The 26979-nt window shown below is 59.9% G+C and carries 27 protein-coding genes; 23 read left to right on the top strand and 4 right to left on the bottom strand.

Translation table 11 applies throughout. The annotated features are described in order from the left end of the window. Positions 1–34: 34 nt before the first annotated feature. The 8 genes from KYT97_RS24030 (at position 35) to KYT97_RS23995 (ending at position 9995) form a co-directional block, all read left to right on the top strand. Positions 35–1411: a nucleotide sugar dehydrogenase gene (locus KYT97_RS24030; protein ID WP_172935836.1), complete on the top strand. Its 1377-nt coding sequence runs from the start codon at positions 35–37 to the stop codon at positions 1409–1411. After that, positions 1408–2385 carry an NAD-dependent epimerase/dehydratase family protein gene (locus KYT97_RS24025; RefSeq protein ID WP_172935837.1) on the top strand — a complete coding sequence of 326 codons (978 nt, stop codon included), beginning with the start codon at positions 1408–1410 and terminating at the stop codon, positions 2383–2385. The genes KYT97_RS24030 and KYT97_RS24025 overlap by 4 nt, the downstream gene beginning before the upstream one ends. 67 nt (positions 2386–2452) lie before the next feature. Next, on the top strand, positions 2453–3475 hold the full coding sequence (locus KYT97_RS24020) for a glycosyl hydrolase family 18 protein (RefSeq protein ID WP_172935838.1): 1023 nt from the start codon (positions 2453–2455) through the stop codon (positions 3473–3475). 123 nt (positions 3476–3598) lie between these two features. After that, positions 3599–5386, top strand: a complete 1788-nt coding sequence (gene glmS / locus KYT97_RS24015; RefSeq protein ID WP_219110840.1) for a glutamine--fructose-6-phosphate transaminase (isomerizing) — start codon at positions 3599–3601, stop codon at positions 5384–5386. Positions 5387–5462: 76 nt separating this feature from the next. Further along, entirely contained in the window at positions 5463–6977 is a 1515-nt protein-coding gene (locus tag KYT97_RS24010; protein WP_172935840.1) for a polysaccharide deacetylase family protein, read from the top strand. An 83-nt stretch (positions 6978–7060) separates the two neighbouring features. Beyond that, positions 7061–7753, top strand: a complete 693-nt coding sequence (locus KYT97_RS24005; protein ID WP_172935841.1) for a TetR family transcriptional regulator — start codon at positions 7061–7063, stop codon at positions 7751–7753. A 149-nt stretch (positions 7754–7902) separates the two neighbouring features. Beyond that, positions 7903–9060, top strand: a complete 1158-nt coding sequence (locus KYT97_RS24000; protein WP_045068613.1) for an acyl-CoA dehydrogenase — start codon at positions 7903–7905, stop codon at positions 9058–9060. 86 nt (positions 9061–9146) lie between these two features. Further along, positions 9147–9995 (top strand): 3-hydroxybutyryl-CoA dehydrogenase, encoded by an 849-nt coding sequence (locus KYT97_RS23995; protein WP_033232372.1) that lies wholly within the window; start codon positions 9147–9149, stop codon positions 9993–9995. A 69-nt stretch (positions 9996–10064) separates the two neighbouring features. Here the strand turns inward: KYT97_RS23995 and KYT97_RS23990 are convergent, their stop codons facing one another. Then, complete coding sequence (locus tag KYT97_RS23990) at positions 10065–10514, bottom strand: MarR family winged helix-turn-helix transcriptional regulator (RefSeq protein WP_139053185.1); 450 nt, start codon at positions 10512–10514, stop codon at positions 10065–10067. 109 nt (positions 10515–10623) lie between these two features. Here KYT97_RS23990 and KYT97_RS23985 point away from each other — a divergent pair, with 109 nt between their 5' ends. The 3 genes from KYT97_RS23985 to KYT97_RS23975 all read left to right on the top strand — a co-directional run bounded on the left by KYT97_RS23985 (position 10624) and on the right by KYT97_RS23975 (position 13657). Beyond that, positions 10624–12219, top strand: a complete 1596-nt coding sequence (locus KYT97_RS23985; RefSeq protein WP_219110839.1) for an MFS transporter — start codon at positions 10624–10626, stop codon at positions 12217–12219. 37 nt (positions 12220–12256) lie between these two features. Further along, positions 12257–12646, top strand: a complete 390-nt coding sequence (locus KYT97_RS23980; protein WP_033232374.1) for an RNA-binding S4 domain-containing protein — start codon at positions 12257–12259, stop codon at positions 12644–12646. A gap of 114 nt (positions 12647–12760) precedes the next feature. After that, positions 12761–13657 carry an oxygenase MpaB family protein gene (locus tag KYT97_RS23975; protein WP_219110838.1) on the top strand — a complete coding sequence of 299 codons (897 nt, stop codon included), beginning with the start codon at positions 12761–12763 and terminating at the stop codon, positions 13655–13657. Here the strand turns inward: KYT97_RS23975 and KYT97_RS23970 are convergent. Beyond that, positions 13636–14253 carry a GyrI-like domain-containing protein gene (locus KYT97_RS23970; RefSeq protein ID WP_219110837.1) on the bottom strand — a complete coding sequence of 206 codons (618 nt, stop codon included), beginning with the start codon at positions 14251–14253 and terminating at the stop codon, positions 13636–13638. The genes KYT97_RS23975 and KYT97_RS23970 overlap by 22 nt on opposite strands. A 123-nt stretch (positions 14254–14376) precedes the next feature. On the opposite strand from KYT97_RS23970, the gene KYT97_RS23965 reads away from it, so the two are divergent. Further along, complete coding sequence (locus KYT97_RS23965; RefSeq protein ID WP_219110836.1) at positions 14377–15561, top strand: metallophosphoesterase; 1185 nt, start codon at positions 14377–14379, stop codon at positions 15559–15561. 8 nt (positions 15562–15569) lie between these two features. Here KYT97_RS23965 and KYT97_RS23960 read toward each other — a convergent pair whose 3' ends face one another. Further along, positions 15570–16256: a TetR/AcrR family transcriptional regulator gene (locus KYT97_RS23960; RefSeq protein WP_219110835.1), complete on the bottom strand. Its 687-nt coding sequence runs from the start codon at positions 16254–16256 to the stop codon at positions 15570–15572. Positions 16257–16365: 109 nt separating this feature from the next. On the opposite strand from KYT97_RS23960, the gene mftA reads away from it, so the two are divergent. From mftA to KYT97_RS23915, 9 genes are all read left to right on the top strand, one after another. Continuing rightward, positions 16366–16458 carry a mycofactocin precursor MftA gene (gene mftA, locus KYT97_RS23955; protein ID WP_219110834.1) on the top strand — a complete coding sequence of 31 codons (93 nt, stop codon included), beginning with the start codon at positions 16366–16368 and terminating at the stop codon, positions 16456–16458. A gap of 386 nt (positions 16459–16844) precedes the next feature. Beyond that, positions 16845–17228, top strand: coding sequence for a MerR family transcriptional regulator (locus KYT97_RS23950; protein WP_219110833.1), 384 nt, complete (start codon positions 16845–16847; stop codon positions 17226–17228). 63 nt (positions 17229–17291) lie between these two features. Then, entirely contained in the window at positions 17292–18314 is a 1023-nt protein-coding gene (locus KYT97_RS23945) for an LLM class flavin-dependent oxidoreductase (RefSeq protein ID WP_219110832.1), read from the top strand. After that, positions 18311–18961, top strand: a complete 651-nt coding sequence (locus tag KYT97_RS23940; RefSeq protein WP_219110831.1) for an NAD(P)H-binding protein — start codon at positions 18311–18313, stop codon at positions 18959–18961. Before KYT97_RS23945 ends, KYT97_RS23940 begins: the two co-directional genes overlap by 4 nt. Then, positions 18958–19692: a hypothetical protein gene (locus KYT97_RS23935; protein WP_219110830.1), complete on the top strand. Its 735-nt coding sequence runs from the start codon at positions 18958–18960 to the stop codon at positions 19690–19692. Before KYT97_RS23940 ends, KYT97_RS23935 begins: the two co-directional genes overlap by 4 nt. A 7-nt stretch (positions 19693–19699) precedes the next feature. Beyond that, positions 19700–20185 carry a nuclear transport factor 2 family protein gene (locus KYT97_RS23930; protein ID WP_219110829.1) on the top strand — a complete coding sequence of 162 codons (486 nt, stop codon included), beginning with the start codon at positions 19700–19702 and terminating at the stop codon, positions 20183–20185. Positions 20186–20306: 121 nt separating this feature from the next. Beyond that, positions 20307–21230: a nuclear transport factor 2 family protein gene (locus KYT97_RS23925; RefSeq protein ID WP_219110828.1), complete on the top strand. Its 924-nt coding sequence runs from the start codon at positions 20307–20309 to the stop codon at positions 21228–21230. Between the two features lie 531 nt (positions 21231–21761). After that, a complete protein-coding gene (locus tag KYT97_RS23920; protein WP_219110827.1) occupies positions 21762–22334 on the top strand; it encodes an NADPH-dependent FMN reductase in 573 nt (190 codons plus the stop codon). Positions 22335–23031: 697 nt separating this feature from the next. Continuing rightward, on the top strand, positions 23032–23481 hold the full coding sequence (locus KYT97_RS23915) for a transposase (protein WP_219110826.1): 450 nt from the start codon (positions 23032–23034) through the stop codon (positions 23479–23481). Between the two features lie 303 nt (positions 23482–23784). Here the strand turns inward: KYT97_RS23915 and KYT97_RS23910 are convergent, their stop codons facing one another. Beyond that, positions 23785–24006 (bottom strand): hypothetical protein, encoded by a 222-nt coding sequence (locus KYT97_RS23910; RefSeq protein ID WP_219110825.1) that lies wholly within the window; start codon positions 24004–24006, stop codon positions 23785–23787. 1325 nt (positions 24007–25331) lie between these two features. On the opposite strand from KYT97_RS23910, the gene KYT97_RS23905 reads away from it, so the two are divergent. Next, complete coding sequence (locus tag KYT97_RS23905; RefSeq protein WP_342393896.1) at positions 25332–26180, top strand: ABC transporter ATP-binding protein; 849 nt, start codon at positions 25332–25334, stop codon at positions 26178–26180. 215 nt (positions 26181–26395) lie between these two features. Further along, positions 26396–26926 carry an ABC transporter permease gene (locus KYT97_RS23900; protein WP_219110823.1) on the top strand — a complete coding sequence of 177 codons (531 nt, stop codon included), beginning with the start codon at positions 26396–26398 and terminating at the stop codon, positions 26924–26926. The last annotated feature ends 53 nt before the right edge of the window (positions 26927–26979 follow it).

Here is a 26979-nt window from a genome sequence, read left to right as displayed (position 1 = left end):
GCATACGACGCCGTCTTATCGAAAAGAGAATGTGATGCAACCCAATACGTCAGCAGCCACAGAGTTTCCTCGGGATAATGGCAATCTGGTCGAACTCATCTCGGACAGTCCACCCCCGCATGGGACATTTTCCTTCGACGTGGCGATCGTCGGCCTCGGCTACGTCGGCCTTCCTACGGCGTTGGCCTTTCACACAGCCGGCGCCCGCGTCCTCGGAATCGATGTCAGCACAGAGCGGCTCGTGGCGATCGATCAGAAGAATGTCGATCTTCTCGAGACCGATCGCCTTCGACTTGCCGTCGCAGTCGATGATCCGGCCTTCGAAACCACCACCGACACAGACCGACTGCGTGAGGCTGCCGCCGTCATCGTCTGCGTGCCCACACCGGTGGACCAGCACCTGACTCCGGATCTCCAAGCACTCGGCGCCGCTTGTTCCACCGTCGTGGATCATGCGGTCACGGGCCAGGTACTGATGCTGACGTCGACGTCGTATGTGGGGTGCACTCGCGACTTGCTGATCGATCCCCTCACGGACCGTGACCTGCCCGTCGGATCGGCCGTCTTCGTCGCGTTCAGCCCCGAACGCATCGACCCCGGCAACGATCGATTCAGCCACGAAGAGGTTCCCCGAGTGATCGGCGGAGCTACGCCGGCCTGCACAGACGCGGCGTCGTCCGTGTTGCTCCGGTACACGACACGGCTGCACCGCGTCGACTCTCCCGAAGTGGCAGAGGCAACCAAACTTTTCGAAAACACGTTTCGCGCAGTCAATATCGCCCTTGCCAACGAATTTGCCGAAATCTGCCTCACGCTCGACATCGATGTGATGAACGTGATCGCTGCTGCCGCCACAAAGCCGTACGGGTTCATGCCTTTCTATCCCGGACCAGGGGTTGGCGGGCACTGCATACCCTGCGATCCGCACTATCTCTTGTGGCAGCTACGTAAGGAGCGACTCGGCGCGCCGCTGATCGAGCAGGCGATGACTGCCATCTCGGCCCGGCCGCACCGTGTCCTGGAACAGATTCTCCACACCCTCTCCGATCGAGGCAAAGGTCTGCGCGGGACGCGCATAGTTGTTGTCGGCGTTGCATACAAGCCCGATGTCGGGGATCACCGAGAGTCGCCGGCACTCGAAATCCTCGATTCCCTGCTTGCGGAGGGCGCCGACGTGGTCTATCACGACCCGCATTTCGAGACCCTCACCTTACGGAGCGGCGCGGTACTCACAGGAATCGACGATCCTGTCGCATTCGGAGCAGATTTGATTCTCGTGCACACCGCTCATTCCGACGTCGATCTCAGTTGGCTGCCTGCCGCTCGAGCAGTACTCGACATGACCTACCGACAGACAACCCTCGCCGTGACGGTTGAAACAACGAACATCGACGAAAGGCGCGCATCATGAAAACTGTCGTCACAGGTGGAGCGGGCTTTGTCGGAAGTCACCTCGTCGAGCATCTCCTCGACTCCGGAGACGACGTGGTCGTCCTCGACAATCTCTCCACCGGAACACTCGACAATCTTGCGACTGTCGCGGGACACAAGAACTTTCGTTTCGTCGAGGGCACCGTCACGGATCGACGATGCGTCCACGACGTGATGGCAGGAGTCGACCGCGTATTTCACCTGGCAGCAGCGGTCGGGGTACGTCTGATCGTCGACCGGCCACTCGAGAGCCTACGCACCAACATCCACGGCACCGAGAACGTTCTCGACGCTGCCCTCGAAGCCGGGGCGGACATGCTCCTGGTATCGACCAGCGAAATCTACGGAAAGAACACCTCCGACAGCCTGCATGAGGATTCCGACCGTATCCTCGGATCCCCGTTGATCTCGCGGTGGACCTACGCTGCGGCAAAGGGAATCGACGAGGCCTTCGCCCATGCGTACTGGCGCGAACTCGGCCTGGATGTGGCCATCGTCCGACTGTTCAACACGGTTGGACCGCGCCAAACCGGTCGATACGGGATGGTTGTCCCCAATCTTGTGCAGCAAGCACTGAACGGAGAGCCTCTCACCGTGTTCGGTGACGGTCGCCAAACACGCTGCTTTTCCTACGTGGGTGATGTCGTTCCGAGCATCGTTCGCATCCTCGAAACCCCCGAATCATTCGGTCGGGCATTCAATCTAGGCGGCTCACAGGAGATCTCGATTCTCGACCTTGCTCGTAGAATCATCGAGCTCACCGGAAGCCCGAGCCCCGTCACCCTGGTCCCCTACAGCCAGGCGTACCCCGCAGGCTACGAGGACATGCGTCGGCGTGTTCCCGACAACACACGTTCTCGTGATCTGGTCGGATTTCGTCCCACGACAACTGTGGACGAAATCATCCTGCATATAACCGGCGACCTGAAAGCGCTGGCGCCCGCTGTTCACTGACCGGATGTCCAGGCTGGGACGCCGCAATTCGCGGATCACAATGCAGAGAAACAGGTTTGGAGTTCTGGTGGCAATTACTGCAGCGGCCGTCATCGGCAGTGCCAGCCTCCTCGGCATGAGTTCGACCACCGTTGTTCCCGCGGGCTCTCGTGTGGTCGCCGCATTGCCACACTGGGACTCGGAGAGCGCACTGGATTCTCTGCAGGATCAGTCCCAAGACATCGACGTGGCCGCACCCTTCGTGTATTCGGTCGGCGCAGACGGGTCGATTGTACCAGAGCCTTCAAGTGAACACGCCGTCAATCGAATTGACGAGATTCGCACGCAGGCAGACCATCTGCAGGTTGTGCCCTCGGTCGCGAATACCACCGCTGGACGCTGGGATCGCACCACCGTGGCACGTATTCTGCGCGATCCGTCTCTCCGCGCTGCGCATATCGATTCGTTGACCACGCTCACCGCGTCGGATACATTTTCCGGTGTTCAGATCGACTACGAGGATCTCCATACCGACGATCGAGAATTGTTCTCCTCCTTCGTATCCGATCTTGCCGTCCGGATACGGGAGATCGGCAAGGTCCTCTATGTCACGGTCCACCCCAAAGAGGACGACGCCGGGTACGACACACGCAACCTGGCGCAGGACTACGCAGCTATCGGACGTTCTGCCGACAAAGTGGTAGTGATGGCGTACGACCGGCATTGGGAGAACAGCCCTAGCGGTCCGATCGCACCATACGACTGGGTGAACAGCGTCGTGCAGTACGCAACAGAACAGATACCCCGGGAAAAGCTCCTGCTCGGAATCCCGCTGTACGGATACGACTGGACCGGCGCTAGCGGCACGCCACTGACCTGGAAGGAAGCGGTGGAACTGAGCGTCACCTACTCTGCAACACCGGCCTGGGATCCGGTCAGTCGATCCAATCGTTTCACGTATCGAACAGGCGACGTAACCCACGAAGTCTGGTTCGAGGACGCCCGCAGCATCGCGCCGAAAATCGCTGTTGCACAGCACTATCAACTGGACGGGATCGCACTGTGGCGACTCGGCGGCGAGGACCCCGAAATCTGGGATGTAGTTTCCTGACCTGCCGTCACCGTCGACATCACTTCAACCGCTCGTACCCCCACTCTCCGAGGAAGTCTCCGTGAACACATTCTCCGTCCCGTCATCTCGCTTGAATATGTTCCAGCGACACGAGTCCCGCTGATGTGCGGAATCGTCGCGTGTCGAGTCCGCGATCACGCGGCGCCGGTCCTCTTGTCCGCACTCCGGAATCTCGAGTACCGAGGATACGATTCAGTTGGAATCGCCGTGAGCACCGAGATAGGAACTCTCGCGAGAATACGCACCGTTCACCGTATCGACGACCTCGAACACCGGGTGAACGATTGGAACGGAGCCCGACTCGGTAACGTCGGAATCGGCCATACACGCTGGGCCACACACGGAGCCGTCGACGAAGCCAACGCACACCCTCATTGCGACTGCACCGGACGAATCAGTCTTGTGCACAACGGAATAATCGAGAACTGCGACGAGCTTCGCGCAACCTTGACGACGTCAGGGCATCAGTTTTCCTCTGCCGTGGACAGCGAAGTCGTCTGCCACCTGATCGAGGCGCGCCTTGCCGAATCGTCCGACTTATTCGATGCCGTCCAGACTGCCGTGACGCAACTCGAAGGCTCGTGGGCTCTGGCAGTCCTCGAGGAAAGCACGGGACGGCTCGTCGCAGCGGCTCATCACTCACCGCTGCTACTGGCGCACAACGATGCCGGAACCTTCGTGACCAGTGATCCGGCAGCGGTATCCGAGTGGGCATCGGAATTCCACATATTGAGAGACGGCGATGTGGTCGAAGCCGGCGAGACCCTTCGGTGGCGCAACTCCGGACTGATGATCGATCCACCGACACCCGTCGATTTCGCCCGGACGCATTCGCCGGCTGAACTACGAGGACACTCCGACTTCATGGATCAGGAGATCGACGAACAGCCAGTGCTGGCAGCAAAATTGATCGACGAGCTGGGTCCGGCCATCGCCAACGGACGATTGTGGGACGAGCTCGGGCTGCCCCCGTTCGACGCGTTGCAGATCATCGCCTGCGGCACGTCGATGCATGCGGGACGGGTTATTGCGCAAACACTGGGGCGCCTCGCCGCAGTTCCGACAACCCTGACGCTCGGCAGCGAAGTTGCCTACGACGTCGTCCTGCCTCGCACCCTGCGTCTCGCGATCAGCCAGTCCGGAGAAACAGCCGACGTCCTGCGAGCGCTCGACCACCCGGTACCGACGGAAGTGCGCACACTCGCATTGACCAATAATCCGCACTCGACGCTGAGCCGTCGCGCCGACGCAGTATTGGCATACTCCGCCGGCCCAGAGATCGGCGTCGCAGCGACCAAAACATTTGTTGCCCAGGTGATTGTCGGAGTCTGCGCTGTGTTGTCTGCTCTGGTGTCATCGGGCCGACTTTCTGTGACGGCAACCCTCGAACTTGTCGAGCAGTTGCGCCGACTACCGGTACAGCTGACCACCGCACTCGAAATCTCGCGCCGCGTAGTGCCGGCGATCGCACACGATCTCAGCACAGCAAGCGGTTTCCTCTTCCTCGGACGCGGTTCCGCACTCCCCTACGCAGCGGAAGGCGCATTGAAGCTCAAAGAATTGAGCTACCGCTGGGCCGAGCACTACCCCGCAGGCGAACTCAAGCACGGCCCACTTGCGCTGATCGAGCCGGGAACGCCCGTGGTTGCCGTCGAAAACGGCGACCCGAGACTGAGAGCGAATATTTCCGAAGTTCGTGCTCGCGGTGCCCGAGTCGTCACTGTCGGCTATGACGGAAGCACAATTCCTGTACTCACCGGTGAACCGACTCCGTGGGGTCCGCTCGAAGCCGTCGTCCCACTGCAAATTCTCGCCCGAGCCGTCGCGCTCGAACTGGGAAGGGATGTCGACAAACCACGAAATCTTGCCAAATCCGTGACCGTGGAATAGATCGATTGCCCGACACCGATGGAGATGAATATTGTTGTGTAGCAGAAGAACTACCACAGTACTGCTTTCTACCGCTATGGTTGCGGCGAGCGCAGCCCTCGTCGCGTTCGACATGCCCGTCGGGTCGGTCGCGCAGGCAGCGCCGTTCGAGTCAGGATCGAGTGGATCGTTCGGTGGCAATTCGACAACCTCGCCGCCCACAACCATCCCGCCCGTCGATTCGGGTAACACCATCGTGAGTTTGACGTTCGACGACTCCAATGCCGACACACTTGCTGCCGGCCGGGTGCTGACGTCGAAGGGCCTTGCGGGAACGTACTTCGTCATTACCGGGTTCGTGGGCGCGCCAGGCCACCTGACCCTCGCCGATCTACGATCTCTCTCCGCTGACGGTCACGAGATAGCGGGACACACAGTGGGACACGCAGATCTTGCAGCACTGCCGGCCGCGGAAGTGACTCGACAGGTGTGCAACGATCGAGTCAATCTGAGCAACTGGGGTCTACCCGCAGCCAACTTCGCCTATCCCTTTGCCTCCATGAACCTTGCGGCTCAATCGATTGTCGCGGACTGCGGATACAACAGTGCCCGCAGACTCGGGGATCTCAAGACCCGGTTCGGTTGCGAAAACTGCGATTACGCGGAGTCGACGCCGCCCCGAAACAGGTTGTCGACCAGAGCACCTGCACAGGTCGACAACACCTGGACGCTGGAAGATCTACAAAACACCGTGACCAACGCGGAGAACACCGGTGGAGGATGGGTACAACTGACCTTCCACAACATATGCGCGGACAACTGCAGCCCACTCGCCGTCACACCGGCGTTGTTCGAACAGTTCGCCACGTGGCTTGCCGCGCGCAGCGACACAACCGAGGTGAAAACCGTCGGACAGGTAATCGGCGGATTCACGACGCCGGCGCACCCCGGAGCGGTTGTGCCCGCTCCGGCCCCCGGCGTCAACGGACTGCAGAACCCAAGCCTCGAGACCACAGGAGCACAAGGGCTTCCCGACTGCTGGAGCGCAGGCGGGTACGGAACCAACTCCCGGGCCGTCGCTCCTGTTTCGCCCGGCAGAACCGGCACGACAGCCCAGAAGCTGACGATGTCCGCACACGTCGACGGAGACGGTAAATTGATCCCGACCCTCGACCTCGGCAACTGCGCACCGAGCGTCACACCAGGTCATGCGTACTCAATACGGGCTTGGTACACCGCGACCACCAACACGCAGTTTGCCGTCTATCTGCGTAACGCTGTTGGGGCCTGGTCGTACTGGACTGCGAGTCCCTGGTTCGGGCCTGAGGACAGCTACACCGAAGCGGAATGGACCACTCCGCAGATTCCGGACGGATTCACCGGAATCAGCTTCGGGCTCAGCCTGTTCAGTGACGGTGAACTCATCACCGACGACTACGGTTTATACGACACCATCGGAGCGCCTCCGATCGGCGTTACCGCGCCACAGTCGAGATCGGAAAAGCCTCAGACGACGACTACGACTGGTCCGCCAACAGAGATCACGCTGTTTGTGCCAGGGCCCGGACACACTCTGCCCGGCCAACCGTTCGCGCCGATCGAAGCCGAGTAGGCGAAGCGGGATTCGCCGGCACTACGAGCGGAGTCCTAGGTACGAGGCCCGTCATTCGACAAGCAGTGTGGATACTGGCATTCATGAATGAGCGTCCAGACATTCCCGGAACCGATCCGACAGAGTTCCGCGTCCATGTCGCGTCCCAAGCCATTCGGTTGTTCTCGGAGAACGGCTACGAAGCCACCACCGTCGAACAGATTGCCATTGCTGCCGGGGTATCGCGTCGCACGTTCTTTCGGCAGTTCCGTTCCAAGGAAGACGTGATCTTCGCCGATCACGAGTCGCTTCTCGCGCATGTCGCGCAGTTCCTGTCCACTGAGTCGCCAGATCCGTGGGCGTCGGTCTGTGAAGCAGCCGGTCTGGTCTTCGACTTCTTCCAGCAGAATCGTGATCTGTCGATGCGGCGATACCGCGTCGTGCAGCACGTTCCTGCTTTGCGCGACCGCGAACTGGTGACAGGTTTCCGGTACGAGCGGCTTTTTGTCGACTATCTGCGCAGCGCTGTCCCGCGCGAACCGGTGCTCGAGGTTGTCGGATTCGCCGCCGCTGTCACCGCGTGCCACAACTACCTCTTGCGCAGCATGATCAAGGGCGATTCCGACGCCACAGCCGACGCACTGCGCCAAGCACTGCTGAATGTGCGTCGCACGTACGGCGTTGCCCCTGGTTCAAAGTCCAGTCCACGAGAAGAGAAGTCTGTGCTGGTAGTGGCATTTCCTCCGGGAACTTCAGCTGAAGAGATCAGCAAAAAAATTCACGAACAACTCGGCTGATACTTGTCGTACACCGCAACGTCACACCCCATTCCCTTGACGTGGCACTGAGTGCCGTGTTTGACTGACGTCATTGGCACCAGTCCGCCGACGAGCCATGCTGGTTCTGTTGGCGCCGTTCGATCCACCTTCCATCAAGGAGTGCTCCCATGGCCGGAAACCCAGACTTCAATCTCTTCTCTCTGAACGAAGAGCACGACGAGCTGCGGGCAGCTATCCGCGGACTCTCCGAGAAGGAAATCGCGCCGCACGCCAAGGACGTCGACGAGAACGCCCGGTTCCCCGAGGAAGCACTCACCGCGCTCAACGCGTCGGGCTTCAACGCCATCCACGTTCCCGAGGCCTACGACGGCCAGGGCGCCGATTCCGTTGCCACCTGCATCGTCATCGAAGAAGTTGCTCGCGTCTGTGGCTCCTCCTCACTTATCCCCGCCGTCAACAAGCTCGGCACCATGGGCCTGATCCTCAAGGGCTCCGAAGAGCTCAAGGCCAAGGTTCTCCCGGACCTCGTGAACGGCGGAATGGCGTCGTACGCACTGTCCGAGCGCGAAGCCGGATCCGACGCAGCCGCCATGCGCACCCGCGCAAAGGCCGACGGCGACGACTGGATCCTCAACGGCTCCAAGTGCTGGATCACCAACGGCGGCAAGTCCACCTGGTACACCGTCATGGCTGTCACCGACCCCGACAAGGGTGCAAACGGCATCTCCTCCTTCATGGTCCACAAGGACGACGAGGGCTTTGTCGTCGGACCGAAGGAAAAGAAGCTCGGCATCAAGGGCTCCCCCACTGCTGAGCTGTACTTCGAGAACTGCCGCATCCCCGGCGACCGCATCATCGGCGCACCAGGCACCGGCTTCAAGACGGCACTCGAAACCCTCGACCACACACGTCCTACCATCGGTGCACAGGCCGTCGGCCTTGCTCAGGGCGCCCTCGACGCGGCACTGGCGTACACCAAGGACCGCAAGCAGTTCGGCAAGTCCATCAGCGACTTCCAGGCTGTGCAGTTCATGCTCGCCGACATGGCGATGAAGGTCGAAGCCGCTCGCCTGATGGTGTACACCTCCGCTGCTCGCGCAGAGCGCGGCGAGAAGAACCTCGGCTTCATCTCCGCTGCAGCCAAGTGCTTTGCATCCGACGTTGCCATGGAGGTCACCACCGACGCGGTGCAGCTGTTCGGCGGCGCCGGCTACACCACTGACTTCCCCGTCGAGCGCATGATGCGCGACGCCAAGATCACGCAGATCTACGAAGGCACGAATCAGATCCAGCGCGTCGTGATGTCGCGTGCGCTGTTGAAGTAAGGCGCTTCGCGCCCCGTGCGCCTTTCTGGTAGTTCTGACTACCGGAAAGGCGCACAGGGGCTTGCCCCTAATTTTTGAGGAGAATTGTGGAACTTGTAGGCGTAATCGGCGGCGGCACCATGGGTGCCGGCATCGCCGAGGTATGTGCAAAAGCCGGTAGCTCGGTACTGGTGCTCGAAACCAAGGAAGAATTTGCCGCTTCCGCACGCGAGCGGATCGCCAAGTCGATCAACCGCGGCGTAGCCAAGGGCAAGATCACCCAGGAAGAAGCAGACGCCGCCATCGCTCGCGTCCGCGTCACCCTGGACATGGAAGAGTTCGCCGATCGCGATCTGGTGATCGAGGCTGCTCCCGAGATCGAAGCACTCAAGTACGAGATCTTCGGCAAGCTCGACAAGATCGTGAAGCCGGCCGGCATCCTGGCGACCAACACGTCGTCGATCCCCGTCATCAAGATCGCCAAGGCCACCTCGCGCCCCGGCCAGGTTGTCGGCGTTCACTTCTTCAACCCGGTGCCGGTCATGCCGCTCGTCGAGATCGTGGTCAGCCTGACCACGTCCGAAGAGACTGTCCTCGCGGTCACCGACTACGCGAAGAACACGTTGCGCAAGAAGACAGTTCGCGCGGGCGACCGTTCGGGCTTCATCGTCAATGCACTGCTCATCCCGTACCTGTGCCAGGCAATCCGGATGCTCGATTCCGGCTACGCCACCGCCGAAGACATCGACGAGGCAATGAAGGGCGGCTGCGGTTACCCGATGGGCCCGCTGACGCTCCTCGACACCGTCGGCCTCGATGTTGCTCTCGCAGCGGCAGAGTCGCTGTACGCAGAGTTCGCCGAGCCGCACTACGCTCCCCCGGCACTGCTGCGCCGCATGGTCGACGCCGGCCGCCTCGGCAAGAAGACCGGTCGCGGCTTCTACGACTACGCGTAACCTGTCCGGCATTTGCATTCGGCCCCATACTTTTTCGAAGGTGTGGGGCCGAAAGTCTTTCTGTATCCTTCAGCTCTCGTAGGCTGACTTGTTGAATCTCTCCAACAATGTGACAAACGTCGACACATCCTCTGGGGACCAGTCGTCGATCGCGGCGGCGATCCGATCACGATTCGCCCTGCTCGCCTCACCGAACTTTGCCGCAGCGTCCGGCGTCGGAGAGAACAGCGAGACCCGTCCGTCATCCGGATCGGATTCGGACACCACGTAGCCCTGCTTGGTAAGAGCAGTCAGATTTCGACTCACGACACTTCGATCCAAACCTGTAACCGCGATGACGGCCGCGGGAGACACCGGAAACATGTCGACGACGCGCGTCATGATGACAAAAGCAGCGGGAGTCATCTCCGGTACAGCCGCACCCGCGTCGGCGATCAGCGTCTTCCGGGAACCTTGCACCAGTCGCCGGATTGCCCATTGAATCGCGTGAATATCAGCTTCAGGTTTTGTCGACCTCACCTGGTCAGCATAGGACCTTCCACGTCACCCGTTCCGCAATATAGTTGCTGAAATCAACTAAATGTGATTGACTTCGGTCACATACTTTGACGGCTAGGCGAGGAACCCCATGACGGAATCGACCGGCGAAAGCGGACCAGCGCCGACAATGTCTCGACGCCAAGTGAACGAAGCATTCGGCGGAATCCTCATCGGAATGCTTGTCGCCGTGTTGTCGACGTCGGTGATCAACACGTCCCTCCCGCGCATCGTCACCGATCTCCATGGCGATCAGACGACCCTTACCTGGGTCGTCACCGGATCACTGCTCGCAGTCACCGTCTGCACACCGATCTGGGGCAAGCTGGCCGACCTCTTCAGCCGTCGACTTCTACTGCACATCGCGCTCCTGATCTTCATGATCGGCTCACTTGCGGCCGGTTTCGCGAGTGAACCCACCCTGATGATCGCAGCGCGGCTGGTTCAGGGAATCGGAACCGGCGGGCTCATCACCCTCTCTCAGATCGCCATCTCGGACATCATCAGCCCTCGCGAACGCGGCAAGTACATGGGCGTCCTCGGGGCTGTCGTCGTGGCAGGCACCGCCGGCGGACCTCTCGTGGGCGGCCTCGTCACCGATACCATCGGCTGGCGTTGGAACTTCTACATCGTCATTCCCTTTGCGGTAGTCGCGATGATCGTCATCCAGTTGAAGCTCATCCTGCCGAGACGAAAGGGCACCGGACGGATCGACTACGTCGGATCGGTCCTTCTCACTGCCGCTATCTCGACACTCCTCATCTGGCTCTCGCTCGGCGGCAAGGTATTCGAGTGGAACTCCGCGGCGTCCTGGTGCATGGGAATCGGCACCGCGGTGCTGATTGCCGTGACGCTGGTTGTCGAGAGCAAGGTGAAGTACCCCGTACTCCCCCTGCATATGTTCCGCGGAAAAACCTTCACCCTGTCGATCGTTGCCAGCGTGTGCGTTGGGATAGTCCTCTACAGCGTCGCCATTTTCATCAGCCAGTACATGCAACTCAGCCGAGGCGCATCGGCCACCGGAGCGGGCCTGATCACCCTCCCCCAGGTCGCAGGCAACCTCATCGCATCCACTGTCGTGGGTGGGCTCATCTCGCGCACCGGGCACTGGAAACCCTGGCTGATCACGGGAGCATCTCTACTTACCGTCGCCAGCATCCTGCTCTCGACCTTGCGAGTCGACACCAATATCGTCGTGCTCTTTCTTGCATTACCGCTCGTCGGTCTCGCCCTCGGCATGCTGCTGCAAAACCTTGTCCTTGTTGTACAAAATGCCACGGACGTGCGCGAGATCGGCGCGGCCAGCTCGGCCGCCGCATTCTTCCGCAGCTTGGGCGGCGTCCTTGGTGTGACGATGCTCGGAGCAGCCCTCTCTGCGCGAGTCGATACCGAAATCGAGAACGGGCTACAAGAATCCGGTATCGCGAGATCGGCAAGCGGACTGACGGAGGGGGCACTCCCGAACATCGACACGTTGTCAGATCCCGTACGCGACATCGTCGAATCGGCATATGGGCAGGGAGTCGGGGAGGTATTCCTCATTTCGATTCCGTTCGCCGTCATTGCCCTGATCTGCGTCATCTTCCTCCCGAATGCCGTTCTCGGCACCAAGACCGGTATCGAGCAACTAGCGGACATCGAGCAAGACGAGCCGGCGGGCGCCTCCACTACCCTCAAGGTTCCGTAGTCGCATCACCACTCACACGGCCGGTATCGTCGTAGCCATGGCCCAACTACCTCCCGACGCGATCAGTGTCCGCGTGGACAGTTGGACGTGGGCCGTCCGCCTCTTCAAGACCCGGTCCCAGGCTGCGGCGTCGTGCCGATCCGGCCATGTGCGGGTGAACGGAACTTCGGCAAAGGCTGCTCAGCAGGTGAAGGCCGGCGACGAGGTTCGGGTACGCGTTTCGGGCGTCGAACGCATCGTTGTCGTGGTCAAGCCCATCACCAAACGGGTTGGCGCAGTGCTGGTCGACGATTGTTTGAAGGACATTTCACCGCCGCCCCCACCCCCGGAATTGCTGGCGTCGATACCGATGCGCGATCGCGGAGCGGGCCGCCCCACCAAGCGCGAACGACGCGATCTCGAGAAACTACGGGGCATCGATCTCTGAACTTCGGTGCCGTCGATCTCCGCATAACGATTGACATTTCTGCTCGGTGACGCGAAAGTCAAAACATGACAACATGCGTTGTCATGTCCGCGCGAGAGGCAAGAGGTCACCCGAATGACCAATGATGCAGATACGGTTTCCGAGAAGTCGGTCAGTAATCCCGAGCCACGAACACTTCGAGCTGCTCCCATCGGACCAGGCTCCCTGACGTGGTTGCACTTCGGCGACATTCGCGGCTTGCTGTACCTCGCGCGCGCCGGAACTCTTCAGAACATGCATCCAGCGGTCAGCGGTGCGCTGCAAGATCATTCGAACTTCTTCACCGACCCTCTCGATCGACTGTTCCGCTCGCTTCCCTCCATTTACGGAGTTGTGTACGACCGGAACGATCACGGCACCGGAACGCTCGTCCGCAACTTTCACACCGAACTCAAGGGAACCGACGAAACCGGCCGGCGGTATCACGCACTGGCTCCGGACACTTTCTGGTGGACCCACGTTACGTTCTTCGAGGTAATCCTCGATTTCAACGAGCGGTTTGCGTACAAGAAATTCACCGAAGAACAGAAGGATCAACTCGTCCGCGAAGCTGTAACGTGGTGGCGCTGTTACGGTCTCACTGATCGGCCGGCTTTCGACAACTACGCGAGCTTTCACACGTACTGGGAAGACATGCTCGACAATCAGTTGATCAATACCCACACCACCAAGTGGTCGACACGCGTCGCCGAACACCGAATCGCCCCACCACCCAAGGTGCCACGTTGGGCGTGGACGCTCATCTCGCGCCCGACGGTTGCTGCCTCGAACTGGATCTGCAAAGCACTGATGCCCGACAAGGCACGTCAGACCCTCGAATGGGAATGGACTCCGCGAGATGAGCGCATCTACGTCTGGTTCGCGCGCTTCCTGACGTTGTCGGATCGTTTCTGGCATCTTCTGCCACTTCGCGCACGATATGCACCACGCGCGTATGCCGGAATCCGCCGTCACGGCCTCGAAACAGGCTGACGCAGAACCGTCTTGAGCTTCTCGGGCTGCGTCCGGCGTGCATCACTGAGGTAGATCTCGTGATGATCGCCGTTGAAACTCAGATTGTTGGCCGGAATGAAGGTGTTGTGCAGGCGATCCAACGTCGGAGCTTCGTCGTCGTACGACCCGATGTGGAGGATCTGCACACACAGGCCCTCCTCCAGTTCGAGGAACCGCACCTTGTCGAGGGCGGCGAGGTTCTTCTTTGCACCGACTGCGGCAATCGAGGCAGTGAGTTCGGCTGACGTGATCCACTCCGGTTGCGAGATCATCATCGTCCAGTCCCACGACGCTTTGTCGCGCGTTACGAACGCCTCGGGGTCATCGGCCCGCCACAATCCTTCGAGCGGGCCAACCACGTAGTCCCGGTCCAGTTCCTTCTTGCTCGCAAATTTGGTGGCATAGGACACTGCATAGAGCGCGTCGAGCGCCTCGGAGTATTCGGTGGCGGTATTGGGATCACCGTGGCCGTCGACGGCAAAGTAACTGAAACGCGGCACGGTCACCAGCGAAAAATCGCGCCGACTCGGTGCATACAGTTCCTTGTATGCCTTTTTGACGTCGAATTTTTCCATGTGCCACCCACCTGGTCTCGGGTCGAGTTCCAACGCCTCGAAACCTATCCGAAGGTACCGACGTCCAAATAGCGGACCGCCGTCCCCTTGTTAATAGACCACTGGACCTTTACTCTGGACGGGGTGACTACACCACCGGCGACCGAAGCTGCCCACGTCCAGCGCCGCAAGCCACTGAAGATCGTCGCCATCAGCGCGGTCGTCGCCTCGATCTTGGCATTGCTGTTCGCCTATCCCTGGTGGAGCTTGGTCATTCGACCGGACTGGCCGGGCGCCGTGACGATTATCGGCACCGTCGTGTTTGCTGCCCTCCTGATCGCCCTGCCCGCCAGCATGGTGCTGAGCAACGGACACACCGATCGTGATCGACTTCGACTGGTCGGCGATGCGCTCCTCGGAATCATCTGGGTCGTGTTCGTCTGGACATTGCTCGGCGAGGTCTTGCGGCTCGGCCTACTCGTCGGCGGGGTGGAGAACCCACTTCGCGCACGCGTTGTTGCCGTTGCGGCACTGATCATCTCGGCAGCTCTACTGATCTGGGGTTATCGCGAAGCGATGCGATTGCCACGGATCAAGCACGTGGACGTCACGATTCCGCGCCTCGGCGCCGGCATGGACAAGCTTCGTGTCGTCGCAATCACCGACACCCATTTCGGTCCGATCAACCGGGCGAAGTGGTCGTCTCGGGTTGTTGCCGCCGTCAACGAACTCGACGCGGACATCGTGGCCCATGTCGGAGACATCGCCGACGGAACAGTCGAGCAGCGACGCAACCAAACGTCTCCGCTCAGTTCGGTGGACGCCAGGCTTGCCCGCGTCTACGTGACCGGCAATCACGAGTACTTCCATGAAGCACAGGAGTGGCTCGACTACATGACGTCGATCGGCTGGGACTCGCTCCACAACCGCCACATCGTTGTCACCAAAGGCGGCGACAGTCTGGTGATCGCCGGCGTCGACGACGCCACCGCATTGGGGTCGCGACTGGAAGGACACGGTGCGAACTTCGAGGACGCATTGACAGGAGCCGATCCTGAACTGCCCATCCTGATGCTCGCCCATCAACCGAAGCAGGTTCCCCAATCCGCTTCTGCCGGAGTTGATCTACAGCTGGCCGGACACACCCATGGCGGTCAGATCTGGCCCTTCAACTTCCTGGTCAAACTCGATCAACCGTCAGTGTCGGGTCTCAGCCGTCACGGCGAACGCACCCAGCTGTACACGAGCCGTGGCACAGGATTCTGGGGCCCACCGTTCCGAGTCTTCGCGCCGAGCGAGATCACCGTACTGACCTTGCACAGCTCCTGAGATGTCAGTCAGCTCGTTCGGGTTGCCGCCCGTGCCGACAACCCGACGAGTTGATTGACCAGACCTTCCCGGAGCCCCGTGGCAAACATTTCCGCGGCGGGTGGTGCGTGCATCTCACCGAGAACAACAGCCATGGACTTTGCCGGTTCAGCGTATGGCCACATTCCTGCGACGATCACCAGAGTTGCCTTGGCAAAATGTGCCGCGTCCTCATCTGCAAGATCAGGCAATTGCGAATGCACAAGTGATGCAAGCCGAGTCGTGTTGACCGCTGCACGTTTCTTGAAGTCGCGGGCGAAGTCCTCCGAAATGTTCTTCTCCAGAACACTCCCCATCACGCTCAGCAGTTCGCACAGCAAACGCTGAGGGACAAGCGATTCCGCGATGGTCGACGCCAGATGGATCTCGGCGGCAAACGGCGAGCTGTCGTCGGTCGGGATCACCGAGGCTTCCAAACCGCCGAGCCACGCCACCCAGTTCTCGTCCAAGACTTCCAGGAAGATGGCCTCACGACTGTCGAAGTACCGCAGCACATTCGACTTTGCCAGTCCGACGGTTTCACTGAGTTCACGCAAACTGATGTCTGCAACGGACCTGGATCCGAGTAGTGCGCGGGCGGTGTCGAGAATGGCGCATCGCCGAGCCTCGATCTGCTCCGGTTTGCGCGCGCGCTGAAATCCGTGAGTCGCCACCATCCGGCCAGAATATCAGACCACCAGTCTATTGTTATCTGCCCCACGAAGGGTGTACACCCATCAATCGCTGTTGAGTTCACCTACCGCGAGTTGCCACAGGGACAAGTCCATGATTGAACGCAACCACGCCGTCAAGACCGAGCTCGTTCAGGAGTCGCTCGTGAACGAGGTCACGAGCGACGGCATGTGCAGCGTGTACTGATCGTGAATCTCAGCTCCAAGTGGATACTCGCTGAACGACCATGCCTCCACAGGCACCATTTCAGGGAATGTGGTTGGTGCGCAACCCAGTAGCCGTTGAATCACTGCCGCAGATCCTCACCCTTCGAGGGCTGAGACGAGTATCGCAGGGCCCGGCGAACCCGGCATTGAGGCTGGCGATAAGGCCATGCACTTCAAGGGCCTTGCAGTGAGAGTCCCGCACCAACGCCTCTCACCTGACAGCGCATCCCGACGATACACGGAGGCTACGCAGAAATTCCCTGAACTCGGCATCAACGTCAATTGGTGGAATCGTTTGCCGGAGCGGACCTGGACTCGACGGCGCGCTCCTTGCCATGCATGTCATGGTTTGGGTTGAATCAGGACATGCAGATCGGCGACCTTGCACAACGAACGGGTGTCTCCACCCGACTCTTGCGGTACTACCAGGAGCAAGACCTCATCCACCCGAATCGCCTGGCCAATGGTTATCGCGACTTCGACGAACTGAGTGTGAAACGAGTCCTTCAGATCCGTGCACTTCTGGAGGCCGGTCTGAGTACAAGCGCCATACGACGCTTGTTGCCCTGCTTCACCGGGGAGGGCGAGACGTTGCGAGCAATGTCCGACCCGGAGATGGCCGCGAACCTGGCCCAAGAGCTCAGCACGATCGAGGAACGGGTGGCGACGCTCACTGAGCAAGCCGAGGCAATTCGACGGTATCTAGAGCAAGCGAAGTCGACATCCGGGTCCGATCACGCTTCGACTTGACCTTCACATAGGTGTGAAGCTTTAGCCTTCTGATTGTCAGAACACAGCAGAAGGAGCAAGCACATGCGACTAGGAGTACTCGACTACTCGCCAATCGACGAAAACCTCACCGCCAGCGAGGCTCTCGCTTCATCGACACGCCTGGCTCAAGAGGCGGAACGTTTGGGTTTCTCACGCTTCTGGGTATCCGAACACCACGGAATTGAAGCACTTGCGAGTGTGAGTCCCGAGGTAATCATGTCGCACATCGCTGCACACACGAAAACCATTCGGATCGGTTCCGGCGGGGTCATGCTCCCGCACTACAGCAGCATGAAGGTTGCCGAAAACTACCGTTCCCTCGAGGCGTTGAACCCCGGGCGGATCGATCTCGGCTTCGGTCGCGCATCCGGAGCCGACCGACTGGTGACGGCAGCGCTCAACGACGAGAAAACAGGCGTGCTCCCCTATCCATCGAAGGTGGAGGACCTCGTCGGGTTCCTCACGGGTCGGCACGCGGAAGCGTCGGGCTACACGGGTCTCACAGCGTCGCCGGCAGCGCCCACCGTACCCGTCCCATGGGTGCTCGCGGCCAGCGGTTCAACCGCCGCCCTCGCCGGTATGTATGGCCTGGGTTTCACGTTTGCGCACTTCATCAACCCGTCAGGCCGTGGTGCGGCGGCCGCGAAACAGTACCGCGAATCCTTCGTACCCAGCACATTTCTCGCGCAACCGTCCGTGATCGTCGCGGTGTTCGTAGCCGTGGGCGATACCGAGCAGGATGCGGTTGAACTTGCCGATGCATTCCACCTTTGGCTCGCCCACGCGGAGAGTCCAACACCATTCGACAGAATCCCCTCCATCGCGACCACCCGCGAACACCGCTGGACCAACAGCGAACTAACCACTCGTGAGCGGAACGCCGGCCGGCTGATCTCCGGAACGCCTACGCGAGTGGTCGAACAACTCCGTCAACTTGCCGACGCTTACGGAACGGACGAGGTGATGATCAATCCGATGGTACCCGACGAGCGCAATCGAACCGCAGTCCTCGCGCGACTGGCCCGCGAGCTCGAAACCGATCAGCCGACGAAAGAGGCAGCATGAGCACCATCGCAATCTTCGGAGCACACGGACAGGTGGGGCGTCTCACAACCCGCGCACTGGCGAGCGCGGGCCACACTGTCCTTGCTGCCATTCGAAATCCTGACCACCGCAACGACGTTGAAGACGATGGCGGGACGGCAATTATTCTCGACCTCGAACGTGCGACGCCGAGCGATGTTGCCGAAGCAATCCGCGGCGCTGACAGCGCGATATTCACGGCCGGGTCAGGCGCCGGTTCAGGTCCGCAGCGCAAAGACTCACTCGATCGCGCCGGTGCACTTCTCGCAATGGAGGCCTCGGCGCTCGCCGATATCGTGCGCTTCGTCCAGGTTTCGTACCTCGGAGCCGACGAACCATCCGCCCCGGGTACCAGTCCTGACATGGTGGCGTATCAACAGGCGAAACATGCTGCCGACGAAGCACTCCGGGCGAGCACTCTGCGGTGGACCATTGTGCGTCCTGGCCTCTTGAACGACAATCCGGCAACAGGACGGGTAACGATCGGCGAGAACGTATATGAGGGGACAACCAGCCGCGCCAACACCGCAGCGCTCCTCGCTCTTCTCGCGACAACCGATCGAGCGGTGGGTCACGTTGTCAACGTCATCGACGGCGATACTTTGCTCGAGGACGTGACGCCTCGATGAAAACCACGATTGCATCCCGTCGGTACGCAGCCCTGGCTCTAGCACATCGCTGGTTCGGGTTCCTGGAGACCGAATGGGGAGAAACCCTCGAGCACCTCGAGATGTTCGACCCGTCGGTTACCCTGTCGGGCCGCGATGGGACGGTTGTGTTCGCACGAGATCGAGATGAGCTCAGGGCATGGTTCGCTGCCGTCCCCGACCCGACGAGTTCACACCACATCCTGCATTCCGTATGGACCGACGGTGGACCCGATGGCGGCTCACTCTCTTTCGTCGTCGCATACCAAGCGCCCCGGGAGGACCTCCCGCCGGTCGGATCGATCATCAGGTACACCACAACGGTGACGTTCCACGGCGGCACTGCGCGGTTCGCTGCACTCGACAAAACGCCTGTGCTACCCAACACCGAACCGAACTATCAGGCTTCGTGGGCTGCCCATCGAGCACAGGCATATCTCTACACCCTGCTCAGCGCACCGGACCTCAATCCGGGCGCCGCAGAGGCGCTGGGATTTCCCAGCGACGCGGTAATCCAGGCCTGGGCACCCGCGCCGGCACCAGCCTCGTCGTACACCGCCACAATCACTGTGCAGGAACAGAATTGCGAACCGCGAGTATCAAGGTGGCAATTCGAGGACAGCTGGGACGCGGCACTGCCCACACCCGTCTCGATAACGCACTTTCATCAGATGCCGGCTACAGATATCAACCCATCCCCCGTCCACCGATAGGAACCTCATGAACCCCCTCGACCGCCTGCTCGCCACGGAAGAAATCCGTACTCTCCGCATCAAATACGCCCATCTACTCGACAGCAATAACATCGACCGACTCGACGAAGTGTTTACCTCGGACGCGATCGTGGACGCGGGCCGAGGCCAATGGGAAGGACTGGAAAACGTCATCGCCGGACTTAAGGAGGCGTACGCGGCGTACGACCAGACCGGTGACGGCATTTACCCGTTCCATCACGCGATCACGAACCACTGGGTCGAATTCACCGGGCCCACTATCGCTGAGGGGCGCTCGTACCTGATCGACCTGCAGACCGATCCCTCGAAGGACCGATGGATCCTGCTGGGAACCTACGCCGACGAGTACCGCATCGAGAACGACGGGTGGCGCATCAGCCGCACCCGCCTGGACGTCACATGGCCGGAGCCGGCGGTCGGTGGAGGACTGCCAGGCAACAACGACCTCGAACTTCCACACCCTACGAACTGACTATGACAGTTCGAGGCACCGCAAGGGTCTAACGCTACGTCCAAACTCAACCAAATCTCAACCCTTCCAGCGCCTTTCGCCCACTCGGAAGACCTCTCGAATGATCTGCACAGGAGAAACGATGACCACATCGATCAGGAACGGAGTGCTGAAGACGCTTGACACGTTCACCCGGGACTGGCGCTCGGACGACCACGACAAGCTGGCCGACGTCTTCACGTTGGACGCGACATTTCACAGCAACACCCATGGAGCCTTGTCCGGTGCCTCCGAGATTGCTGCTCACCTGCGGTCAGACTTCTCCCGCGCAAATCCGCCGCGGCTGGTTTCGACGAACACATACGTGGCCGGAAATGACGCACGAGCGACATTAACCGCCTACCTCTATGGCGTGCTCGCCAATGACGAGACAGAAAGTGCCGCAGTGTTCGGTGCAGTCCTGCTCGGCGAATTGCGCCACAGCGACGACCGATGGGTCTTCGACGACCTACGCCTCGAAGTGACCTTCACCGAAGGCAATCTCGCGCAAGTTGACAGCTGGCACCTGCCAGCAGCAGTGGGATGGCAAGTCGGCGACGAGACTCCGGTAATCGTCAGCGAAATCGATTCGCCGTGGATCCGGAATGTTCCGGTCTTGACCGACCTCACCCCAGAGCAGCGTGTCGCCGACGCATTCACTCGCTACGCGTGGGCCATCGATCAAGGAGACATCAGCCTCTTGATCACAGCGTATTCCTCGGACGCTTCCGGAGAATTCACGCCGATGGGTCACCGCGACGGACGCCGCGACATCATCGGCCAACAAAAAGCATTCCGACGACATTGGCCGTACATGCAGCATTTCGGCCACCCGTTGGCAATCACCATCCATGGAGACGGATCCCGAGCCACGATGATCGTTGGACGGGTAATACCTCAACAAGACCACAACGAGGATGGACGTCGCATCTACGGAGCCCATTACCGGCTCGAACTCACCCTGGCAGACAACGAATGGCGGATACAACATTTTGACTACCGTCCGGGTTGGATAACCGCCGGGTGAAACGATGGCGGGCCGCACACGCACATTCCGCCGGATCGGCATTGATTTCTCGAACTGAAGTCAACAGCGCGGATTCCAACCAGTAGGCGAAACGGCGGAGCCGCAACATCCGAAAGTCAGAACGGTTCGAGCAGCGACACCGGCAAATCCGGACAGGTACACCATATTGGAAGTAATTGCAGGACAATATATTTAACTCGAACTTGATTGAGACTCGAAGCGGAGATGGGGTGCGGATGACCCTGGTACATCGCTTTCGATCGGCCCGCCGTTCCACTTGCAGATTGACGTTAATCGCACTCAAAGAAATCCGCCGAAATCAACGACATCAAATTTCTAGACGAGGACCGCCGTTTCGCCCACGAAGTGCGTTGCGACACCGCGGTAACAGATCGACTTCGCGCCAGCACTTCTCGGAGTTCCGGCAGCGACTCTCTGCCCCGCATCCGTCACGCCGATGAAGGAGACCTACAAGAACCCGCTGCGATTAACAGGTTCTACCCGCACACCACATCCGAAGAACGGACTGACATGAACCAACTACATATAGTCGGAATCGGCGGATCAACGAGGCGCGGTTCATCCACAGAAGTGGTGACACGCGGAATCCTCGCAAAGACTGCGGAACTCGGTTGCACCACCGAGATGTTCGCAGGCCCCGAACTCGCCTTACCACCCTATGAACCCGGCGCTGAGCACTCACCCTCCTCTGCTCGACTCGTCGACGCATTTCGGAAAGCAGACGCAGTCGTGATCGGATCGCCGGGGTACCACGGATCAGTTTCCGGACTGGTAAAGAATGCGCTCGACTACACCGAGGAACTTAGAGAAGACGACCGAACCTACTTCGACGGACTTCCCGTCGGATGCATAGCAACCGCATTCGGGTGGCAAGGCGCGGTGAGCACACTGTCGACTCTCAGGCAAATCACGCATGCGCTGCGAGGATGGCCGACTCCTCTCGGAATCGCGCTCAACACATCCGACAGATCCTTGTTCGAGGCGGGTGAGGTCGCGGACCCGGCAGTGCTGAACTCGATGATGTCCATGGCTGAACAGCTGGTGTTTTTCGCCCGCTCCCGCGAGGTGCAGCAAACATGTTGACTACGTGCGCTTTTCATCAATTCGCTATCGCGCCAAGTTGAGCACCTCGCGACAATTCGATACACACTCACCTTCAGCTACATGATCCGATCGACGAAGTAGACAGCCGACCGCTATGGGCAGCAGTTCCCAGAGAATGCACCCGGCGAGACGATGACGCTGCCAGTGCGTCAGTCGTCTCGTATGACCAGAACGCCGCTAACTTGCTACCTTCCCAACCTTCCTGACGTTCCGCTAATGAAGCTCACTGAACAACCATGGTTGTACCGACCGCCTTTTGAAAGGGTGATTAGTGCTGAACCCGGCAGCCGATGGGGCACTGCTGTGAATGCTTGCCCATCGGGAGCCAATAGGAGCACCGCAGAACCCAGCGGCCCGGCGTTGAAACTGACGACAGCGCCGTGCGTTCATCAGCGCCGTGCACTGAGCGACCAACACCAGCGCCCACCTGGCGAAGCATCGAAGGCGAAGCGGAGAAGGTGAATGTCCAGGAATCAGGTGTCATAGATGGGATCGACTGTGCCGCTGAACTTCACGCAGCGTGAACCTCAGAGAGCGACGGCAAGGTGAAAGAGCGATTCGATGTCACGCACGACAACATGCGCTGCGCGTGATGGTGACTGAAGTTCCGCAAGGCCAGGGTGCACACAATAGCGGTCGAGCGCGGCGACGGGCCGGTCGCGGAAGGTCCTGATCGATGCCGGACTCGCTGTGTTCGGTGGCTCAGATCGGTCGGTTACACCGGCAGCATCGCCGCGCAGACGCTGTACCGGCACGTCGACAGCGCGGCGCCCTGCCCCTTCTCCAGCCGAAGCAGAGGCTCGCGGTCAGATCACGACAAGTTTGGTCAACCACCATCGAAACGCTGACCGCGGAAATCGCCGGATCGAGCCACCGATCCGAACACTCTTCGACGCACATCCCGATCAGAAGATCTTCGCATGCTATCGCACGGTCCGAAATAGTCAGGGCTGCAAACCTTCTTGCGGAGATCGGGGATTGCCGCAATCGCTTCCCGACTTATGACGCTCTGGCGACTCTTGCCGGCGTCTCACCCTCGACCCGACAATCCGGCAAACACGCACAAACCGCGTTTTGCTGGCCGTGTAACAAGAAACTCCGGGGTCATGGATTTCGCGAACGGTAGTCGCCTTGGCAACCCGTGGTCGATGCAGGTCTAACAGAGAGCCATCTACAGGTGAGGTGACGAGCATCTGATGAATCTGGTTCATTGCCGCAGTGCGGGCTTTACCGCCGACTTACTTGCATTGTGTAATGCATGCAGGACCTCGATCCCTCGTCCTTGGACTAACTTCAGCACAATCTCACAACACTGCCCGCGCAGCCTGCAATGCGTCGATCGAATCGTGCTTGCTCTGGAGGCGACGAACCGACCACCCGGGGCGGATGATTTCACGAACCGTGATCCTGGCACTGCGTGCTGCGCTCGTCAGCCCAGCACCGGAGGAACTGGTGCCCTCGATACCCAAGCAGGACACGACACCGAAAGCTCCCAGAAATTCCAGAGCAGCGCGGAACCGGCAGGAGTCGTGGGGAACTCGCAATCACCGAGTGCCCGACCAAGAGGGTTGATCGCCACGCCGCGAAGGGTGCAGGCATGAGTGGCGGCACCACCGATAATCCGGGCTTCTTCCTTCGTGAGTACTGTCATGATGTCGCGCATTCCGTGCCGATCGGATAAGTCGACGCCGGTCGGGAGGCCGACAGAACACTGACGAGACATCATAAAGCCCTATGAAGTCATGTCCACCCGACCAGCGAACTGGGTCCCCGACCGCCGGCAGGGCGACAGTCAGACCGAGTAGCACGGCGATCAGGGACTACGAACATCCTCACCGTCGGATCTCCTTGTCAGCGTATCCAATGGCGTGCCGACCATGGTTTCCGTCGATACAGCGGGGGGCTCCACCACTGGAATATCAGCGGATGATCAGACAACGTCTCCGCCTGATTGCAGCCATCGATGCACAACCCAACATTTCTCACGTCCCGGACAGGTGCTGACGCCGTTTTCGCCGATGCGCCAGCATCGTTACCGGATGCCGCAATGCTACATCGTCTAGCAATGGCGGGCTTCCGTTTCGTGGCCATGCTTGCCGAACTGGTTCCGAGTAGATCCGCACGGGATGATGTTGAACTGCGAAGCCACCGACATGGAAGTCACTTGGAAGATGTTCAATCGCAACACCTTTGATTTCCTCCATCCCCAAATGCGTGATCGCGAAGACGGGCACTACGAAATCTGCTCTTTCAAACTGTCAAGACTACCGGGGTCGCCGAGTTCAAATATGCAGAGACCGGCTGGGTGCTCAGTCTTTCACCGCCGCTCCGGAAGAGCACCCCTCACCTCGTTACCGCAAGCTCGACATCGATGAGGGGAAAGGCGCCCAAACCGGCGACTGGGCACGGTCTGCGCATCTCGCACACCCGGCACAATTCCGCAGTAGCGGCTGGCGTTCAGTAGGAGCATCCGATCTCCCTACGCGTCACCATCGGCCACCCGGACTGTCTGGCCTGACATAGATTTGACTCCCCCGAAACGATTTTGCAACAAAGCGCTTGTTAACTTCAAGAACAGACGGGCAAGTGTTCGTTAGTCACGGGAGGAGTCAGTCCGATGTTCTGGAATCACGTTCGTCGCAACCGACTTCCCGTGGCCCAACTTTGCCGCCTCGCGCCCTCCGAATTTATCGCCGGCGGCGGCGGCGGCGGCTGAGTCGCGTCAATCCAGTCAACTGATCTGCAGGGCCGTTCAGCTACATGACCAGTTCTCAGTTGCGTATCTTCATTGAACTATTGCCGGTCTTCATTTGAACTATTGCCGGCCCACTACGGCCCTACCTCTCGAAGACGCACTGCGCAGCTTTGCTTCTGTGTTTGCAGGTGCTTCTTCTCCGTGCTGGCTGACGATTGCTCCGATACTCGTCGCTCTTCCTCACATCGCATATCTCCCTCATCGTCTCTGCATGCCTTCGCATGTCGGACCCGAATCGAAGGTTGCCAGGCATGACTACAATCTCGTACAGCTCCAACGTGGGCTCCATCGCGCAGCACCGTGAAGTAGCGATTTCTTTACATGCTGTCAGCAGGGAGTTCGTTACTTCGCGGCGCTCAACTACGGCTGCGCTCACGGATGTGAGTCTTGACGTCGACGCAGGCCAATTTCTCGCCATTGTGGGTCCGTCAGGATGCGGGAAATCCACAATTCTCAGGATGATTGCCGGTTTAGACGAGCCCTCCTCAGGAACAGTCACGATAGGGGGCGACACTCCGGCCGCATTAGCGCGACAACACCGGTTAGGCGTCGCCTTCCAAGATCACGCGCTATTGCCATGGAGCAGTGTACGGCGGAACATCGAACTGCCATACAGAATCTCAGGTCAGCGTATCGACTCAGCGCGGGTCGATCACCTAATTGACCTTGTCGGGCTCAACCGATTCGGTGACGCACGTCCAAAACAGCTATCCGGCGGAATGCGGCAGAGGGTTTCTATAGCGCGCAGTCTCGTCCTACAGCCAGATGTCCTACTCCTCGATGAGCCCTTTGGAGCCCTGGACGTGCCCACCCGCCGGCGGCTAAACGTAGAACTGGCAAGCATTTTGGAGACTGAGAAGACCACTACTGTGCTTGTTACCCACGACATCGACGAGGCAGTGTTTCTTGCCGATCACGTAATAGTCATGGGCACGCGACCTGGCCGGGTCGTACACAAGGAGCACAGTGAGTTCGAACGGCCTCGAACGCGAGAGCTCACTGACACAAGCGAATTCATCACGAAGGTCGGACGGTTGACACGTCAGCTCGAGGAAGGAGTTTTCGATTGAGAAACTCAACATCCCGAAACTTTCGGCTGATGTCGGGAGCGATTCTCACCCTTGCAGTTTTGGAAGTCGTTGGGCGATTACAGCTGGTGGGCTCAGCATGGCCTTCCCTAACATCCGTTGCGACGGAGGCTTTTAGGCCTGAAGTCTTCGCGCTGCTAACGTCCGCAACCCGAACCACCATAATTGAGGCAGGCGTCGGTCTATTGATGGGGGGAATGATCGGACTGACCCTGGCCGCGCTATCGGTCTTGGTGCCGAAGCTCGATAACGGTACTGAGCGTTTCGCCGCCCTCGCTAATGCCGTTCCGATCGTAGTCCTGGGTCCGCTGCTAGCCATCACGGTTGGCCCGGGGCTCGCCCCCTGTATTACGGCAGCTGTCGGTGCCGGTTTTGCTGTCTTCATCGCCGTGGGTTCGGGGCTTCGAAGCGCCCGCCCAGAGCACATGGACATGGTGGAGGTGTTCGGAGCGACTCAATTCAAGGCCTTTATCGAGGTGCGACTCCCCTCTTCGCTCACCCTAGTACTGGACGGATTGGCATTGGCAGTTGCTGCCGCTGTCATGGGCGCCCTCACCGGGGAATGGTTTGGCGCCTACGCAGGGCTAGGTGTCGTCATCATAAATGCTGCGCAAAATGTCCAGATCGAATTGCTTTGGGCGGCAGCACTGACGTGCACGCTGCTTGTCTCCGCAGCGCAAATTGTCCTCAGTCTTGCCCGCTTCGTAATTGTAAGGCGGATGACGTGATTCAAGTAAGGCCCGACGCAATCAGAACCCGGGGGGATCGAATCACAGAACTC

The organism is Rhodococcus globerulus, assembly GCF_019334125.1.
GTDB classification, from domain to species: Bacteria; Actinomycetota; Actinomycetes; order Mycobacteriales; family Mycobacteriaceae; genus Rhodococcus_F; species Rhodococcus_F globerula.
The sequence above is the reverse complement of the archived record's forward strand: the minus strand, read 5'-3'. Positions and strand labels throughout refer to the sequence as shown.

Excerpts from the sequence above, each read along its gene's own strand:
- KYT97_RS24030 (WP_172935836.1), top strand. The coding sequence starts at position 35 with ATGCAACCCAATACGTCAGCAGCCACAGAGTTTCCTCGGGATAATGGC.
- KYT97_RS24025 (WP_172935837.1), top strand. The coding sequence starts at position 1,408 with ATGAAAACTGTCGTCACAGGTGGAGCGGGCTTTGTCGGAAGTCACCTC.
- glmS (WP_219110840.1), top strand. The coding sequence starts at position 3,599 with ATGTGCGGAATCGTCGCGTGTCGAGTCCGCGATCACGCGGCGCCGGTC.
- KYT97_RS24010 (WP_172935840.1), top strand. The coding sequence starts at position 5,463 with ATGGTTGCGGCGAGCGCAGCCCTCGTCGCGTTCGACATGCCCGTCGGG.
- KYT97_RS24005 (WP_172935841.1), top strand. The coding sequence starts at position 7,061 with ATGAATGAGCGTCCAGACATTCCCGGAACCGATCCGACAGAGTTCCGC.
- KYT97_RS24000 (WP_045068613.1), top strand. The coding sequence starts at position 7,903 with ATGGCCGGAAACCCAGACTTCAATCTCTTCTCTCTGAACGAAGAGCAC.
- KYT97_RS23985 (WP_219110839.1), top strand. The coding sequence starts at position 10,624 with ATGACGGAATCGACCGGCGAAAGCGGACCAGCGCCGACAATGTCTCGA.
- KYT97_RS23980 (WP_033232374.1), top strand. The coding sequence starts at position 12,257 with ATGGCCCAACTACCTCCCGACGCGATCAGTGTCCGCGTGGACAGTTGG.
- KYT97_RS23975 (WP_219110838.1), top strand. The coding sequence starts at position 12,761 with ATGACCAATGATGCAGATACGGTTTCCGAGAAGTCGGTCAGTAATCCC.
- KYT97_RS23970 (WP_219110837.1), bottom strand. The coding sequence starts at position 14,253 with ATGGAAAAATTCGACGTCAAAAAGGCATACAAGGAACTGTATGCACCG.
- KYT97_RS23960 (WP_219110835.1), bottom strand. The coding sequence starts at position 16,256 with ATGGTGGCGACTCACGGATTTCAGCGCGCGCGCAAACCGGAGCAGATC.
- mftA (WP_219110834.1), top strand. The coding sequence starts at position 16,366 with ATGATTGAACGCAACCACGCCGTCAAGACCGAGCTCGTTCAGGAGTCG.
- KYT97_RS23950 (WP_219110833.1), top strand. The coding sequence starts at position 16,845 with ATGCAGATCGGCGACCTTGCACAACGAACGGGTGTCTCCACCCGACTC.
- KYT97_RS23945 (WP_219110832.1), top strand. The coding sequence starts at position 17,292 with ATGCGACTAGGAGTACTCGACTACTCGCCAATCGACGAAAACCTCACC.
- KYT97_RS23940 (WP_219110831.1), top strand. The coding sequence starts at position 18,311 with ATGAGCACCATCGCAATCTTCGGAGCACACGGACAGGTGGGGCGTCTC.
- KYT97_RS23935 (WP_219110830.1), top strand. The coding sequence starts at position 18,958 with ATGAAAACCACGATTGCATCCCGTCGGTACGCAGCCCTGGCTCTAGCA.
- KYT97_RS23930 (WP_219110829.1), top strand. The coding sequence starts at position 19,700 with ATGAACCCCCTCGACCGCCTGCTCGCCACGGAAGAAATCCGTACTCTC.
- KYT97_RS23925 (WP_219110828.1), top strand. The coding sequence starts at position 20,307 with ATGACCACATCGATCAGGAACGGAGTGCTGAAGACGCTTGACACGTTC.
- KYT97_RS23920 (WP_219110827.1), top strand. The coding sequence starts at position 21,762 with ATGAACCAACTACATATAGTCGGAATCGGCGGATCAACGAGGCGCGGT.
- KYT97_RS23915 (WP_219110826.1), top strand. The coding sequence starts at position 23,032 with ATGCCGGACTCGCTGTGTTCGGTGGCTCAGATCGGTCGGTTACACCGG.
- KYT97_RS23910 (WP_219110825.1), bottom strand. The coding sequence starts at position 24,006 with ATGACAGTACTCACGAAGGAAGAAGCCCGGATTATCGGTGGTGCCGCC.
- KYT97_RS23905 (WP_342393896.1), top strand. The coding sequence starts at position 25,332 with ATGTCGGACCCGAATCGAAGGTTGCCAGGCATGACTACAATCTCGTAC.
- KYT97_RS23900 (WP_219110823.1), top strand. The coding sequence starts at position 26,396 with ATGATCGGACTGACCCTGGCCGCGCTATCGGTCTTGGTGCCGAAGCTC.